Raw genomic sequence first — 14,385 nt, 5'->3', positions numbered from 1 at the left:
CCGGCATGAACAGAGGCGACGCGCAGCCGCCGCTCGTGCCGGAGCGGCGAGCGGGGTTTCGCGGTCGGCAACGCTTCGCTTACTGCAGAATCAGCCGCAAATGCACATCGGCCTGCTCGCCGGGCGGCTTCTGGAACCCGCCCTTCGCGAAGCGATGCCACCTGCCGATCACGTAGCTGACGAGCAGGCTCGCGCGTGCGGCCGGATCATAGTCGGCCGGCAGTGCGAACGGCGCCGCGCCGTCGGGTGCATTTGCCTCCGTGTGCGCGACCCGCAGGCACTGCTTGACCGTCGCCTCGATGCGATCGAGCAACTGGTTCACGCGTTCGGTGAGCCGTTCGTCCTCGCCGACCAGCGCTTCGCCGGTCAGCACGCGCGTCATCCCGGGGTTCTTCGCAGCGAAATTGAGCATCGTCAGCGCGATCGTGCGGGCCTGCAGCACGCCGTTCGGCTCCTTCGCGACGATCTGGTTGACGAGGCCGAACAGCGACTGCTCGATGAACTCGATCAGCCCTTCGTACATCTTCGCCTTGCTCGGGAAATGGCGGTACAGCGCCGCTTCCGACACGTCGAGCCGGGCCGCGAGCGCGGCCGTCGTGATCTTCTCGCGCTTCGGCGCCTCGAGCATCGTCGCGAGCGTCTGCAGGATGTGCACGCGGCGCTCGCCCGGCTTCGGACGCGTACGGGTGCGGGTAGGTGATGCCTGATCGTCCGTTACGGCTTGGTCCTGCGGGTGAGTCGGCTGCATTTCTTTCGCCCCGATCGAGTGCCCAGTCGAAGCGATTTTAACGAACGAATCCGCTGGTCGACATAATGCGGGCGGCCGGTACCCGGCAGGTGGCCGGGAAGATGGCCGGTAATCCAGACCGTGCCGATGCCGAGGCGCTTGTAGCGCTTCAGGTGGCCGAGCGTATCCTCGACGAGGATCGCGTCGGACGCGCGCGCATGCACGGCGCGCAACGTCCTGCGCAGCATCGTGTGATCGGGCTTCGCGCGCCACGTGCGGCGGTCGCGCATGTGCTCGATCGCGATCACGCGCTCGAACAGCCGCTCGATGCGCAGCTCGCGCAGTACCGCGCGCGCATAGTTCTCGGGCGCATTGGTCAGCACGAACTTGCGGCCCGGCAGCTCGGCGATGATGTGTGCGAGGCCGCGCTCGGCGCGCACCATGGCGGGAAGATCGGCGAACGTGTGGACCGCGCGCAGGAAGTGGTTCGGATCGATCGGATGGTGGCGCGTGAGGCCGAGGAGCGCGGCGCCGTAGCGCTGCGTGTAGCCGGTGCGCAAGCGGTCGGCTTCGGCGCGCTCGACCTTGAGCGCGTCGATGATGTATTGCGTCATCGCACGGTTGATCTCGGGAAAGATCGCGTGCGATGCGTGGTGCAGCGTGTTGTCGAGATCGAACAGCCAGACGGGCGCGCCGGCACGCGGCCGGCTGCGCGAGATGCGCCGGCGCCGCAGCGGGGCCGGCAGGTCGGGGCTGGTGGTCTTGCGGCGCGCGCTCAATGCGAGCGGATCATCGTGCCGAACGGCTGCTCGGTCAGGATTTCCAGCAGCACCGAGTGCTCGATCCGGCCGTCGACGATGTGCACCGACTTCACGCCGCTCTTCGCCGCGTCGAGCGCCGACGAGATCTTCGGCAGCATGCCGCCGGAGATCGTGCCGTCCTCGAACAGCGCGTCGATCTCGCGCGCGGACAAATCGGTCAGCAGGTTGCCGTCCTTGTCCATCACGCCCGGGATGTTGGTCATCATCAGCAGTTTCTCGGCGTTCAGCACCGTGGCGAGCTTGCCCGCGACGAGGTCTGCATTGATGTTGTACGAAAGACCATCCTCACCGAAACCGATCGGCGAGATCACCGGGATGAACGCGTCGTCCTGCAGCGCCTTCACGACTGCCGGGTTGATCGCCTCGACTTCGCCGACCTGGCCGATGTCGATGTACTGGCCCGGGTTGTCGCGGTCCGGCATCAGCAGCTTGCGCGCGTGGATCAGGCCGCCGTCCTTGCCCGTCAGGCCCACCGCGTGGCCGCCGAAGTGGTTGATCAGCGTCACGATGTCCTGCTGCACTTCGCCGCCCAGCACCCATTCGACGACTTCCATCGTCTCTTCGTCGGTGACGCGCATGCCCTGGATGAAGGTGCCGGCCTTGCCGATCTTCTTCAGCGCCTGGTCGATCTGCGGACCGCCGCCGTGGACGATCACCGGGTTGATGCCGACCAGTTTCAGCAGGATCACGTCGCGCGCGAAGCCTTGCTTGAGCCGCTCTTCCGTCATCGCGTTGCCGCCGTATTTGATGACCACGGTCTTGCCGTGGTAGCGGCGGATGTACGGCAGCGCCTCGGCAAGGATTTCTGCTTTCAGCGTCGGGGCGATCTGCGAGAGGTCGATTGGCTCGGACATGGCGGCGGCTCAGGCTGGGAACGGTTGAAACACGGCGAATTGTACAGGAGTGGCGCAGCGCAGCATCGGGTTTTTGGGCTGGCCGGAAGGTGATCGGCGCGGCTCGGACACCATACGCGGCGGCCCGCCGGCTATGGCGCTGCGCGATGCGGGCGGCGGCGCGCGGGCAGCGGCGGCGGGTTCGTTCGCGTGCGTTCGCGACGAACGACGGCCGGCAGACCGGCGTGCAAGATCCGTGCGCCGCGCTATGCTTGTCGCGTGGGGTGACTTCACGCCCGCTTTCGCGATTGCACCATGACCGATTCCGCCGCCGACGCCCGTTCCGCCCCGCGCCGCGCGCGCTGCCCGCACTGCGGGCGCGGCTTCGACTGCGGCGCGCGCACGCAGCCGTTCGAATGCTGGTGTGCGTCGATGCCGGCGCTGCCCGGCGGCACGCAGCCCGCGGCCGGCACGCGCTGCCGGTGCCCCGAGTGCCTGGCCGACGAGATCGCGCGGCGCATGGCCGGCCCGGCCGGCTGACGGCACCGGCCGGGCACGCGGTGCGCCCCGTTCGCCCGCTCCGATCCGGCCCCGCTGGAGGCGCCGCCCGCTAAACGGGTAAACTGCCCGGATGCAACGAATCACCACCACCGGGCGCGTCAACCTCAGTCACCTGTTCTGGCTTCGCAATCTTGCGATCATTGGCCAGCTCGTGACGATCGGCGTCGTGCAGACCTATTTCGGCGTGCATCTGCCGTTGCCGGCGATGCTGATGGTCATCGCGCTCGAAATCGTTTTCAACGCGCTGACCTGGGTGCGCGTGCTGCGCGCGCGGCCCGAGACCAATTTCGAGCTGCTCGGCCAGTTGTGGGTCGACCTCGGTGCGCTGTCGGCGCTGCTGTTCCTGTCGGGCGGCACGACCAACCCGTTCGTGTCGCTGTACCTGCCGTCGCTTGCGATCGCGGCCGCCGTGCTGCCGTGGCACCTGATGATCTGGCTCGCGGCGTTCGCGGTCGCGTGCTATGCGGCGCTCGGCTTCGATTCGGTGCCGCTCAACATGGACAATCCCGCGAACCTGTTCGACTACTACCGCACCGGGATGTGGGCGAACTTCATGGTCAGCGTCGGGTTGATCGCGTGGTTCGTCGCGCGCATGTCGAATGCGCTGCGCCAGCGCGATGCGGCGCTCGGCGAAGCGCAGCAGCACCTGCTGCGCGACGAGCGGGCGGTCGCGCTCGGCGTGCAGGCCGCCACCGTCGCGCACGAGATGGGCACGCCGCTGTCGACGATCGCGATGCTCGCCGAGGAACTGCGCGACGCGGCGCGCGCCGATCCGGGGCTGGCCCGCTACGAGGCCGACCTGAAGGTGCTCGAGGAACAGATGACGCTCTGCACGTCGGCGCTCGCGCGCCTGCGCAGCCGCGCGAGTGCGCCGGCGAGCCGCCAGCCGGTGGACGACTGGCTCGACACGTTCGTCGAGCACTGGCGCCTGCGGCATCCGCACGTGCAGTTCGATCTGCTCGGCGCGCGTCCGGCGGGCGTCGCGCTCGACGACACGGTCGCGGCCGGCCAGATCCTGACGATCCTGCTCGACAACGCCGCGCGCGCGAGCCCGCAGCGCGTGACGCTGGCCGCGAAGGTCGCGCACGATCGCGCGGCCGATGCGATCGAATTCGAGGTATGCGACGACGGGCCCGGCATTCCGGCCGCGCTGCGCGAATCGCTCGGCGCGATGCCGGTCGACAGCACGCAGGGCGGGCACGGGGTCGGCCTGTATCTCGCGTTCAGTGCGGCCGCGCGGCTCGGCGGCGAGATCGAGCTGTCCGATGTCACGCCGCGCGCGGCAGGCGGCAACGGACGCTCCGGCGGTGCGGCGAACGGCCACGCCGCTGCCTCGGGCCAACGCGCGGGCGAACGCGTGGCCGAACGAACGGCCGGCACGCCGGACAGCCGCGCGGCCGGCGCAACCGCCGGGCGCGGCACGCGGGCCGTGCTGCGCCTGCCGGTCGTGCGCGTCGCGGCGCCGGCCGCCTCAACCAACACGTAGACGGAGAAACCACATGAGCGAGAACAATTTCCTGGTGATCGACGACAACGAGGTGTTCGCGGGCACGCTCGCGCGCGGCCTCGAGCGCCGCGGTTACGCGGTCCAGCAGGCGCACGACAAGGAGACGGCGCTCAGGCTCGCCGCGGGCGGCAAGTTCCAGTTCATCACCGTCGACCTGCATCTCGGCGAGGATTCGGGCCTGAGCCTGATCGCGCCGCTGTGCGACCTGCAGCCCGATGCGCGGATTCTGGTGCTGACCGGCTACGCGAGCATCGCGACTGCCGTGCAGGCCGTGAAGGAAGGCGCCGACAACTATCTCGCGAAGCCCGCGAACGTCGAGTCGATCCTGGCCGCGCTGCAGACCAACGCGACCGAGGTGCAGGCCGACGAGGCGCTCGAGAATCCGGTCGTGCTGTCGGTCGACCGGCTCGAATGGGAGCACATCCAGCGCGTGCTCGCGGAGAACAACAACAACATCTCGGCGACCGCGCGCGCGCTGAACATGCACCGCCGCACGCTGCAGCGCAAGCTCGCGAAGAAGCCGGTGCGGCAGTAAGCGGCGCGACGCGGTCGTCGCGGCGGGTGTCGATGCCGCACGACGGGCGTTGCGGGTTGCGATGGGCGATCGCGCATGCGGGCAGGCCGTGCTTGGCTGTCTGCCGGACGCACCAACGAAAACGGGCGACCCGTCGGGTCGCCCGTTTCGCATTCGCCGCTGCGCGCGTTACAGCACGTAGCGCGACAGATCCTCGTCCTGCGCCACTTCGCCGAGCGCGCGGTCGACATACGTCGCGTCGATCGTCACGCACTCGCCGGCGTGATTGCCGGCCGAGAACGACACTTCCTCGAGCAGTTTCTCGATCACCGTGTACAGCCGGCGCGCACCGATGTTCTCGGTCTTCTCGTTGACCGAATACGCGATTTCCGCGAGGCGGCGGATACCGTCCCGGGCGAATTCGAGCTGCACGTCCTCGGTCGCGAGCAGCGCCTGGTACTGCTTGACGAGGCTCGCGTCGGTCGCATCGAGGATCGCCTCGAAGTCTTCCACCGACAGCGAGTCGAGCTCGACACGGATCGGGAAGCGGCCCTGCAGTTCCGGAATCAGGTCGCTCGGCTTCGCGAGGTGGAACGCGCCGCTCGCGATGAACAGGATGTGATCGGTCTTCACCATCCCGTACTTCGTGTTGATCGTCGTGCCTTCGACGAGCGGCAGCAGGTCGCGCTGCACGCCCTGGCGCGACACTTCGCCGCCGCTGCCTTCGTTGTTGCGCGACGTGATCTTGTCGATCTCGTCGAGGAACACGATGCCGTTCTGCTCGACGTTCTGCACGGCCTTCGTCTTCACTTCCTCGTCGTTGAGCATCTTCGCCGCTTCCTCGTCGGTCAGCAGCTTCAGCGCTTCCTTGATCTTCACCTTGCGGCGCTGTTTCTTGCCGCTGCCGAGGTTCGAGAACATCGAGCGGATCTGCTCGGTCATCTCTTCCATCCCGGGCGGCGCCATGATGTCCATGCCGACCGACGGCTGCTCGAGGTCGAGCTCGACTTCCTTGTCGTCGAGCTGGCCTTCGCGCAGGCGCTTGCGGAACGTCTGGCGCGTCGCGTTGTTGTCGTCGTTCGCGTGCTCGGCATTGCCGCCGAAGCCCACCGCGCGCGGTTGCGGCAGCAGGATGTCGAGGATGCGGTCTTCCGCCTGGTCGGTCGCCTTGCTGCGCACCTTGCGCATCTCGGATTCGCGCGTCTGCTTGACCGAGATCTCGATCAGGTCGCGCACGATGCTGTCGACGTCGCGGCCGACGTAGCCGACTTCGGTGAACTTGGTCGCCTCGATCTTGATGAACGGCGCATCGGCGAGCTTCGCGAGGCGGCGCGCGATTTCGGTCTTGCCGACGCCCGTCGGCCCGATCATCAGGATGTTCTTCGGCGTGATTTCCGTGCGCAGCGGATCGGCGACCTGCTGGCGGCGCCAGCGGTTGCGCAGCGCGACCGCGACGGCCTTCTTCGCCTTGTTCTGGCCGATGATGTGCTTGTCGAGTTCCGAGACGATCTCGGCAGGGGTCATGGTGCTCATGGGGCGGTCCTTACTCGATCGTTTCGATGATGCGGTTGTGGTTCGTGTAGATGCACATGTCGCCGGCGATCCCGAGCGACTTCTCGACGATCTCGCGCGGCGACAGCTCGGTGTTCTCGGCGAGCGCGCGGGCCGCGGCCTGCGCGTACGCGCCGCCCGAGCCGATCGCGCAGATGCCGCCTTCGGGGTCGAGCACGTCGCCGTTGCCGGTGATCACGAGCGTGGTGGTTGCGTCGGCCGTGATCAGCATCGCCTCGAGGCGGCGCAGCATCCGGTCGGTGCGCCAGTCCTTCGCGAGCTCGACGGCCGCACGGGTCAGGTTGCCCTGGTGCTTCTCGAGCTTCGCCTCGAAGCGGTCGAGCAGCGAGAACGCATCGGCGGTGCCGCCCGCGAATCCGACCAGAACCTGGTTGTTGTAGATCCGCCGCACTTTCCGCGCGCCACCCTTCATGACGATGTTGCCGAGGGTTACCTGGCCGTCGCCGCCGAGCGCGACCTTGTCGCCGCGCCGGACCGAAACGATGGTCGTGCCGTGAAATTGCTCCATCTGCGTTCCTTGAGAAAAACGGGGAAGAGTCGGGCGGCGCGAGGCGCCGCCGCGTGAATCGCAGTGCGCCGGGGAGCGGCCCGGCGCGCGTCCGTTTCATTTTAGGGCGGGCGCGGGGATATCAAGAGGCGGGAGGCAAATCGGCCGGCCGGGAACCGGCTCTGGACCGGTGCCGGAAAAACAAAAAGCGCGCGGCAGGCCGCGCGCTTTCGGGAAGCAGCGTGTCGGAGCGGAACGCCGCTCGATCAGTCGCCGAACAGCTTCTGGCGCAGCTCGCGGCGCTCTTGCGCCTCGAGCGACAGCGTGGCCGTCGGACGCGCGAGCAGGCGCGGAATGCCGATCGGCTCGCCGGTTTCCTCGCACCAGCCGTAATCGCCGGAATCGATGCGGGCGAGCGACTGCTGAACCTTCTTGAGGAGCTTGCGTTCGCGATCGCGCGTGCGCAGCTCGAGCGCGTGCTCTTCCTCGATCGTCGCGCGATCGGCGGGATCGGGCACGATCACCGTCTCGCGCAGGTTCTCGGTCGTCTGGCCTGCATTCTTGAGGATGTCCGCCTGCAACTGTTCGAGCCGATTTTTGAAGAAGGCGAGCTGATCCTCATTCATGTAATCCTTGTCGCTCATCTTCAGGATTTCGGCTTCGGTCAAGAGTTTCTTCGTCATCTGCTTGCTTCTTCAATGTGCGGCAAATCAAGAGATATTGCCTGCACTTTGGGATTACCCGCAACCGCGTTTGCATTCATTTGCGATTTGCCGCCGCGGGGCCGAAAGCCTCTGGAAAACCGGTTCTCAAATACCAGGATAGGCCTGGCGCGGATTTGCGCGCGCGGCGAACCGGTGTGCTGCGCGGCAGATCGCATCGGCCGCGGCCGGGTGGCGGATTGGCGATCCGGCGCGGTTGCGATGCCCGGAAAACTGGTTCAGCAAGAACCGGGCCTGTTTGTTGCCGTACTCCAGCGGGCACGTATTGTAACTGAATCGCAAGCGGGCGCCGTATCGGGTCGATCCCCGTCGGCTGCGCCAATATCTAGAAAATATAACGCGCAAATCGCGAAAAAGCGATGACGGCGAAACCCTGCCCGCACGCCGCCGCCGGGGCCGCCGCGAAAGCGGCGGCGCGGGCGGGGCGCAAAGGGGCAAAAAGGGCCGCAAACGCGGCGCCCGCGCGCGTCAGGCGAGGCAGGCGTCGAGGCCGTCGGTGATCAGGTCCTGCGGCAGGTCGACGCCGATGAAGACCATCTTGTTGGTCTTCTTCTCGGCCGGCAGCCATTTGGCGGCGAGGTCGCTGCCCATCATCTGGTGCACGCCCTGGAACACGACCTTGCGGTCGACGCCCTTCATGAACAGCACGCCCTTGTAGCGCAGCATCCGCTCGCCGTAGATCTGCAGGATGCCGCCGAGGAAGTCTTCCAGCTTGTTCGGGTCGAACGGGCGATCGTTGCGGTACACGAACGACTTGATCTTGTCGTCGTGGTGCGCGTGGTGGTGATGGTGGCCGTGGTCGTGATCGTGCGCGCATTGGCCGTGATCGTGGTCGCAATCGGCGTGATCGTGATCATGGTCGTGACCGTGGTGATGGTGCGCGTGATCGTCCTCGGCGAGGAAGTCGGGGTCGATCTCGAGCTTCGCGTTCAGGTTGAAGCCGCGCAGGTCGAAGATTTCCTTGATGTCGGCTTCGCCGAAATTCACGACCTTGATCGCGGCCCTCGGGTTCATGTGCATCAGGCGGTGCTTGAGATCGGCGACGGTCTGGTCGTCGACGAGGTCCGACTTCGTGATGAACAGGCGGTCGGCGAAACCGACCTGGCGCTGCACGACTTCGTGTTCGTCGAGCTGCGCGTCCGCATGCTTTGCGTCGACGAGCGTGATGACCGCGTCGAGCAGGAAGTCGTCGGCGATTTCGCTGTCGATGAAGAAGGTTTGCGCGACGGGGCCCGGGTTCGCGAGGCCGGTCGTCTCGATCACGATGCGGTCGAAGTCGAGCTTGCCTTCGCGCTTCTTCGCGGCCAGATCGCCGAGCGCGCGTGCGAGGTCGCCGCGGATCGTGCAGCAGATGCAGCCGTTGCTCATCTGGATGATCTGCTCGTTCGAATCCTGCACGAGGATTTCGTTGTCGATGTTCTCTTCGCCGAACTCGTTCTCGATCACGGCGATCTTCATGCCGTGCTGTTCGTTCAGGATGCGCTTGAGCAGCGTCGTCTTGCCGCTGCCGAGAAAGCCGGTAAGGATGGTGACGGGAGTGGCCATGTCGGTCGCCTGTGGTTCGTGAATCGGGGTCAAAACCAGGATGTGCGTCGCGCCCTCGCGCTGCGAGCCGGGGCGCACAACCATCCATTGAAACATACCTGTCAAGCCCTCGCCCGTCGTCCGGACGACAGGCGAAAGCGCTGGCCCGCCAGGCGGGGCCGGCGGGCGAGGGTGTCCGCCAAGATCGGGGCGATCAGACGATTTGCAACAGCAGGCCCTTCAGATATTCGCCTTCCGGGAACGCGGCGAGCAGCGGGTGATCGACGCCCGCGCCGAGCCGCTTCAGGATGCGCGCGTCGACCTTCGCGTCGGCGGCCGCGCCCGCGACGATCTTCTGGAACAGGTCCATGTCGATCGCGCCCGAGCACGAGTACGTGAACAGCAGGCCGCCCGGACGCAGCAGCTTGAAGCCGCTCAGGTTGATGTCCTTGTATGCGCGCGCCGCGCGATCGACGCTGTCGCGGGTCGGCGCGAACTTCGGCGGATCGAGCACGATCAGGTCGAAACGCTCGCCTTCGTCGACGAGGCGGCGCAGCGTCTTGAATGCGTCGGCGTCGAGCCAGGTCGCGCGTTCGGCGTCGAAGCCGTTGGCGACGACGTTCTGCTGCGCGAGCGCGAGCGCATCGCCCGACGAGTCGATCGACACCACGCGTTTCGCGCCGCCCTTGAGCGCCGCGAGCGAGAAGCCGCCCGTGTAGCAGAAGCAGTTCAGCACGTCGCGGCCGGCCGCGTACTGCGCGACGAGCGCGCGGTTGTCGCGCTGGTCGACGTAGAAGCCGGTCTTGTGGCCGTTCGGCACGTCGACGTGATAGCGCACGCCGTTTTCGTTCGCGATCAGCGTCGCGGGCGGCGCGTCTCCTGCCAGCACGCCGGTCGTCTGTTCGAGTCCTTCCTTGTCGCGGATCGATACGTCCGAGCGCTCGTACACGTTCGGGCAGCCCGTCGCGCCGGTGAGCGCCGCGACGATCGCGTCCTTCCACGCTTCGACGCCCGCGGCCATGAACTGGCAGACGAGCTGGCCGCGCGGCGCCGCGCCGGCTTCCGCGGTGTCCGCGATGTAGTAGTCGACGATCAGCCCCGGCAGCCCGTCGGCCTCGCCGAACACGAGCCGCACCGCGCCGGTGCCCGACACCATCGTCGTGCGGTGCGCGACCGCGCGCTGCACGCGGCGCTTGAAGAACGCGTGGTCGATCGGCTCGTTCTCGTCGAAGCTCCATACGCGCACGCGGATCTGCGACTGCGGGCTGTACGCGCCGCGCGCGAGGAAGCGGCCGTCGTGCGAGCGCACGATCACGGTTGCGCCGGGCGCGGGCTTGCCGTCGACGCGGTCGATCGCATTGGCGTAGATCCAGGGATGGCGACGCAGCAGCGATTTTTCCTTGGACGGCTTGAGTGTGACGGTTTGCATGATGGGATCGAAATGGGCCGCGCCCGTCGCCGACCGTTGCCGGTCGCCGCGCGCGGCGGGTAACACGGGACGCGCGTCAGTCGCGCTTCTTCGCGCGCGGATGCGCGCTGTCGTAAATCTTCGCGAGATGCTGGAAGTCGAGCGACGTATAGACCTGCGTCGCGGAGACGCTCGCGTGGCCGAGCAGTTCCTGCACCGCGCGCAGGTCGCCGCTCGACTGCAGCACGTGCGTCGCGAACGAGTGGCGCAGCACGTGCGGGTGGACGTTGGCGGGAATGCCGGCGGCGAGCGCCGCGCGCTTCACGCGCTCGCGCACGACGCCGGGCGACATCCGGTTGCCGCGCACGGACACGAACAGCGGATGCGGGTCGTGCTTCACGAACTCGCCGCGCACTGCGAGCCACGCATTCAGCGCGTCGATCGCCTTGCGGCCGACCGGCACCTTGCGCTCCTTGTTGCCCTTGCCGCGCACGGTGACTTCGGCTTCGGCAAGATCGAGCCAGCCCGCCGAGCGGTAGCCGTCGGCCTGCGTGTACCTGACGTCGAGCCCGATCAGCTCGGCCAGGCGCAGCCCGGACGAATAGAACAGCTCGAGGATCGCGTGATCGCGGATGCTCTCGGTCGTGCCGGCGAGCGGCGCGTCCATCAACGCCGACGCGTCGTCGACCGACAGCGCCTTCGGCAGCGTTTTCGGCCGCTTCGGCGCGCGCACCGCGGCAACCGGGTTCGCGGGCATCTCGATGCGCTGCGCGAGCCAGCGGTAGAACGCGCGCCATGCCGAAAGGCGGTGCGAGATCGAGCGCGCGGACAGCCCGCCCGCATGCGCGCGCGCGACCGCGCCGCGCATGTCGGCGGCCGTCAGCGCTTCGAGCGGCCGGCCGGCCGCGAGCTTCTTCAGTTCGTCGAGTTCGTGCGTATACGCGCGCAGCGTATGTTCCGACAGCTGCCTGACGTGTTTCAGGTTCGACAGGTAGGCGGCGACCGGATCGTCTGTCATCGCGTGTGCGGTCAGTGCGGCAGCAGGCGTGTGAGCGCCGCGCTCGCGAGCGTCGCGATCTGCGCGAGGAAGTCGGTGGCCATCCCGTCGTGGAAGCGGCGCGGGTCGGGCGAGCCGAGCACCAGCAGGCCGAACGCGGGCGCGTCGGTGCCGGCGAGCGGCGCGCGCAGCGCGAGAAGTGCGACCGATGTGGCCGAGCCGTCGCCGGCCGGCGCGGCTTCAGCGCCTTCCGCCGCATTCGCGGCCGAGGCGGCCGAGGCGGCTACCGCGGGCGCGAGCCACTGCGCGGCCTCGAAGCCCGTGTTCGCGCCGCAGTACGGCGTCGACAGGCCGTTCGTGAACAGGCGTACCTCCTCGCCGACCTGGCGCGCGAAGTCGGCCTGCGCGTAGGTGTCGGCGACGTCCCACACACGCAGCGCGGTTTGCGGCACGTCGAACACGTCGGCGATGCCGTCGGAGATCGTGCGCGGCAGCGCGTACGGATCGCGTTCCGCGATCACGCGCGCGGTCCAGCGGCTGAACTTCGCGGACAGGCTGTCGTTCTCGTGGCCATAGCGCACGAGTTCGGCGAGGCGGCGCTCGAGATGCTTGTTCTTGTCGCGCAGCATCTCCATCTGCCGCTCCTGCAGCGAGATCGCGGCCTTGCCGTGCGGGTTCGCGAGGCGGATCGTCGCGAGCAGTTCGGCGTGCTGCGCGAAGAATTCGGGATTGGCGAGCAGGTAGTCGGCGACTTCGCGATCGTTCATGTGGCTGGAGCGTTCAGTTATCAAGGGCGTTGCAGGGTCAGGCGTTCAGGTCGATCTCGCCTTCGAACACGGTCGTGGCGGGCCCGGCCATCATCAGCGCGGCGGTTTCGTCGCGCGCGCCGTCCCAGCCGATCGTCAGCGTGCCGCCGTGCGTGTGCACGGTCACCGGCGAATCGAGCAGGCCGCGCCGGATGCCGGCCGCGACCGCCGCGCACGCACCCGTACCGCACGCGAGCGTCTCGCCCGCGCCGCGCTCGTACACGCGCAGCTTCACCTCATTGCGCGACACGATCTGCATGAAGCCCGCGTTCACGCGCTGCGGAAAGCGCGCGTGGTGCTCGATCAGCGGGCCTTCTTCCAGCACGGGATACGCTTCGGTATCGTCGACGATCTGCACCGCATGTGGATTGCCCATCGACACGGTCGAGATCCAGCGTGTCGCGCCGCCGACGTCGAGCGGCCACAGCGTGTCGCGGCCTTCGGTGCGGCCCTCGAGGCCCGATGCGCCTGGACCGGCCGTATCGAACGGCACCTGCGCCGGCGCGAACACGGGCGCACCCATGTCGACGACGACTTCGCCGTTGTCCTGCAACGTCAGTGTGATCAGGCCCTTCATGACCTGCACGCGCACGCTGCGCTGGTCGGTCAGGCCGCGGTCGCTGACGAATTTCACGAAGCAGCGCGCGCCGTTGCCGCAGTGCTCGACCTCGCCGCCGTCGCAATTGAAGATCCGGTACTTGAAATCCGCGCCTTCGACGGTCGGCTTTTCGACGAGCAGCAACTGGTCGGCGCCGATGCCGAAGTGCCGGTTGGCGAGCGCGCGCACCTGCGCTTCGGTGAGCGGCGGCAACGCGCGCGAATAGCCGTCGAGCACGACGAAGTCGTTGCCCGCGCCGTGCATCTTGGTGAACGAGAGTTTCACTGGGTCCGGGATTCCATGGCGAACAAGGCGGTCGGCACGACGCGAACGGCGCGCCGCCACACCGGGCGGCCTCGTTCGTCGTGCCGATCTCAACCGCAAATGATACATGCAGCCGACAGGGGCGTCCTGCGCGGGCGGGCGTTTCGCGTTGCCGGCGGAGACGGAATGGGCGGCATCTGTCGATCGGTCGACTGGTCGGGTCATTGGTGAGGGGACAAATTGACGCGGTGTGGCGAGTGTTGTCGCGGCAGAGGCGAGGCCGGCGATGCGTGCCCGACGCGCGGCGAAAGCACGGAACGACCCGGACGCGCGTTTTCGTACGGGTCAAATTGACAAGGTAATCGAGCGATTCGTATAGTGTGGCTATACGCATGCAGGCCATGCTGTCGACATCGCGACTCGAGCGCGGGAGGTCCATGATCAAGTCATGGCAGCACAAGGGGCTGGAAGCGTTTTTCGTGAACGGGAGCAAGGCGGGCATCCGGCCGGACCATGCTCCAAGACTGCGGCGCCAGCTTGCCCGTCTCGACGTGGCGAGCCGGCCGCTCGACATGAACGTTCCCGGCTGGCGATTTCACGGCCTTGCCGGCGGGCTGGACGGTTACTACTCGGTGAGCGTGAGCAGCAACTGGCGCGTGCGTTCAGGTTCGATGGCCCCGATGTCATCCTGGTCAATTACCAGGACTATCACTGAGATGATTCAAGCCATGACACGCATCTTCAATCCGCCTCATCCGGGCGAAACGCTGCGCGACGACGTGCTGCCGGCGCTCGGCCTGACCGTCACCGAGGCCGCCGCACAGCTCGGGGTGACGCGCGCGGCACTGTCGCGAATTCTGCACGGGCATGCCGGCATCTCGCCGGAAATGGCGCTGCGTCTCGAAGCGTGGCTGGGCGAGGACAATGGCGGGCGTGCCGAGCTATGGCTCGCGCAGCAGGTTGCGTTCGATCTGTGGCGGGCGCGCGCGAAAGGCGTGCCGAAGGTGGCGAGAGCGCAGGCGCGCGCATGACGGCGCGCCCGCG

15 protein-coding genes and 1 pseudogene are annotated in these 14,385 nt (G+C 67.5%); 5 read left to right on the top strand and 11 right to left on the bottom strand.

Annotation, left to right across the window (positions count from 1 at the left end; genetic code table 11):
• Positions 1-79 precede the first annotated feature (79 nt).
• Genes slmA through argB form a run of 3 tightly spaced genes read right to left on the bottom strand, consistent with a single transcriptional unit; the run spans position 80 to position 2,402 of the window.
• Positions 80-748: a nucleoid occlusion factor SlmA gene (slmA, locus tag GD429_RS24895; RefSeq protein ID WP_152860814.1), complete on the bottom strand. Its 669-nt coding sequence runs from the start codon at positions 746-748 to the stop codon at positions 80-82.
• The gene (locus tag GD429_RS24890; RefSeq protein ID WP_152860812.1) at positions 715-1,506 is read right to left on the bottom strand and encodes a pyrimidine 5'-nucleotidase; all 792 of its coding nucleotides are present in this window, start codon (positions 1,504-1,506) and stop codon (positions 715-717) included. Before GD429_RS24890 ends, slmA begins: the two co-directional genes overlap by 34 nt.
• The gene (gene argB / locus GD429_RS24885; RefSeq protein WP_006754950.1) at positions 1,503-2,402 is read right to left on the bottom strand and encodes an acetylglutamate kinase; all 900 of its coding nucleotides are present in this window, start codon (positions 2,400-2,402) and stop codon (positions 1,503-1,505) included. The genes GD429_RS24890 and argB overlap by 4 nt, the downstream gene beginning before the upstream one ends.
• 294 nt (positions 2,403-2,696) lie before the next feature.
• Between argB and GD429_RS24875 the strand changes: the two genes are divergently transcribed.
• The 3 genes from GD429_RS24875 to GD429_RS24865 all read left to right on the top strand — a co-directional run bounded on the left by GD429_RS24875 (position 2,697) and on the right by GD429_RS24865 (position 4,984).
• Positions 2,697-2,921 carry a cysteine-rich CWC family protein gene (locus tag GD429_RS24875; protein ID WP_152860810.1) on the top strand — a complete coding sequence of 75 codons (225 nt, stop codon included), beginning with the start codon at positions 2,697-2,699 and terminating at the stop codon, positions 2,919-2,921.
• Positions 2,922-3,012: 91 nt separating this feature from the next.
• Positions 3,013-4,428, top strand: coding sequence for an ATP-binding protein (locus GD429_RS24870; RefSeq protein ID WP_152860808.1), 1,416 nt, complete (start codon positions 3,013-3,015; stop codon positions 4,426-4,428).
• 13 nt (positions 4,429-4,441) lie between these two features.
• Positions 4,442-4,984: a response regulator transcription factor gene (locus GD429_RS24865; RefSeq protein WP_011546464.1), complete on the top strand. Its 543-nt coding sequence runs from the start codon at positions 4,442-4,444 to the stop codon at positions 4,982-4,984.
• A 168-nt stretch (positions 4,985-5,152) separates the two neighbouring features.
• On the opposite strand, the gene hslU is transcribed toward GD429_RS24865, so the two are convergent.
• The 8 genes from hslU to dapF all read right to left on the bottom strand — a co-directional run bounded on the left by hslU (position 5,153) and on the right by dapF (position 13,362).
• Complete coding sequence (hslU, locus tag GD429_RS24860) at positions 5,153-6,496, bottom strand: ATP-dependent protease ATPase subunit HslU (RefSeq protein WP_152860806.1); 1,344 nt, start codon at positions 6,494-6,496, stop codon at positions 5,153-5,155.
• 10 nt (positions 6,497-6,506) lie between these two features.
• Entirely contained in the window at positions 6,507-7,043 is a 537-nt protein-coding gene (gene hslV, locus GD429_RS24855; RefSeq protein WP_006755256.1) for an ATP-dependent protease subunit HslV, read from the bottom strand.
• A gap of 245 nt (positions 7,044-7,288) precedes the next feature.
• The gene (dksA, locus tag GD429_RS24845; protein WP_006477498.1) at positions 7,289-7,705 is read right to left on the bottom strand and encodes an RNA polymerase-binding protein DksA; all 417 of its coding nucleotides are present in this window, start codon (positions 7,703-7,705) and stop codon (positions 7,289-7,291) included.
• A gap of 507 nt (positions 7,706-8,212) precedes the next feature.
• Positions 8,213-9,385, bottom strand: a complete 1,173-nt coding sequence (locus tag GD429_RS24835; protein WP_152860804.1) for a CobW family GTP-binding protein — start codon at positions 9,383-9,385, stop codon at positions 8,213-8,215.
• A gap of 97 nt (positions 9,386-9,482) precedes the next feature.
• On the bottom strand, positions 9,483-10,697 hold the full coding sequence (locus tag GD429_RS24830; RefSeq protein ID WP_152860802.1) for a class I SAM-dependent rRNA methyltransferase: 1,215 nt from the start codon (positions 10,695-10,697) through the stop codon (positions 9,483-9,485).
• Between the two features lie 76 nt (positions 10,698-10,773).
• Positions 10,774-11,694: a tyrosine recombinase XerC gene (gene xerC, locus GD429_RS24825; protein WP_193727186.1), complete on the bottom strand. Its 921-nt coding sequence runs from the start codon at positions 11,692-11,694 to the stop codon at positions 10,774-10,776.
• Between the two features lie 11 nt (positions 11,695-11,705).
• Positions 11,706-12,440 (bottom strand): DUF484 family protein, encoded by a 735-nt coding sequence (locus tag GD429_RS24820; protein WP_152860798.1) that lies wholly within the window; start codon positions 12,438-12,440, stop codon positions 11,706-11,708.
• Positions 12,441-12,477: 37 nt separating this feature from the next.
• Complete coding sequence (gene dapF, locus GD429_RS24815) at positions 12,478-13,362, bottom strand: diaminopimelate epimerase (protein ID WP_321574850.1); 885 nt, start codon at positions 13,360-13,362, stop codon at positions 12,478-12,480.
• Positions 13,363-13,778: 416 nt separating this feature from the next.
• On the opposite strand from dapF, the pseudogene GD429_RS24805 reads away from it, so the two are divergent.
• Positions 13,779-14,056: pseudogene (locus GD429_RS24805) on the top strand (type II toxin-antitoxin system RelE/ParE family toxin).
• Between the two features lie 13 nt (positions 14,057-14,069).
• Positions 14,070-14,372 carry a HigA family addiction module antitoxin gene (locus tag GD429_RS24800; RefSeq protein ID WP_152860794.1) on the top strand — a complete coding sequence of 101 codons (303 nt, stop codon included), beginning with the start codon at positions 14,070-14,072 and terminating at the stop codon, positions 14,370-14,372.
• The last annotated feature ends 13 nt before the right edge of the window (positions 14,373-14,385 follow it).

Origin of the sequence: Burkholderia sp. BE17 (assembly GCF_009362305.1) — a bacterium.
Classification (GTDB): domain Bacteria; phylum Pseudomonadota; class Gammaproteobacteria; order Burkholderiales; family Burkholderiaceae; genus Burkholderia; species Burkholderia pyrrocinia_C.
This window is presented reverse-complemented; position numbering and strand designations above follow the sequence as displayed.

Bases quoted from the DNA above. Each gene is read 5' to 3' on its own strand.
- GD429_RS24800 (WP_152860794.1), top strand. From the start codon at position 14,070: ATGACACGCATCTTCAATCCGCCTCATCCGGGCGAAACGCTGCGCGAC.
- GD429_RS24875 (WP_152860810.1), top strand. From the start codon at position 2,697: ATGACCGATTCCGCCGCCGACGCCCGTTCCGCCCCGCGCCGCGCGCGC.
- hslU (WP_152860806.1), bottom strand. From the start codon at position 6,496: ATGAGCACCATGACCCCTGCCGAGATCGTCTCGGAACTCGACAAGCAC.
- argB (WP_006754950.1), bottom strand. From the start codon at position 2,402: ATGTCCGAGCCAATCGACCTCTCGCAGATCGCCCCGACGCTGAAAGCA.
- GD429_RS24865 (WP_011546464.1), top strand. From the start codon at position 4,442: ATGAGCGAGAACAATTTCCTGGTGATCGACGACAACGAGGTGTTCGCG.
- xerC (WP_193727186.1), bottom strand. From the start codon at position 11,694: ATGACAGACGATCCGGTCGCCGCCTACCTGTCGAACCTGAAACACGTC.
- hslV (WP_006755256.1), bottom strand. From the start codon at position 7,043: ATGGAGCAATTTCACGGCACGACCATCGTTTCGGTCCGGCGCGGCGAC.
- GD429_RS24835 (WP_152860804.1), bottom strand. From the start codon at position 9,385: ATGTTTCAATGGATGGTTGTGCGCCCCGGCTCGCAGCGCGAGGGCGCG.
- GD429_RS24820 (WP_152860798.1), bottom strand. From the start codon at position 12,440: ATGAACGATCGCGAAGTCGCCGACTACCTGCTCGCCAATCCCGAATTC.
- dksA (WP_006477498.1), bottom strand. From the start codon at position 7,705: ATGACGAAGAAACTCTTGACCGAAGCCGAAATCCTGAAGATGAGCGAC.
- slmA (WP_152860814.1), bottom strand. From the start codon at position 748: ATGCAGCCGACTCACCCGCAGGACCAAGCCGTAACGGACGATCAGGCA.
- GD429_RS24830 (WP_152860802.1), bottom strand. From the start codon at position 10,697: ATGCAAACCGTCACACTCAAGCCGTCCAAGGAAAAATCGCTGCTGCGT.
- GD429_RS24870 (WP_152860808.1), top strand. From the start codon at position 3,013: ATGCAACGAATCACCACCACCGGGCGCGTCAACCTCAGTCACCTGTTC.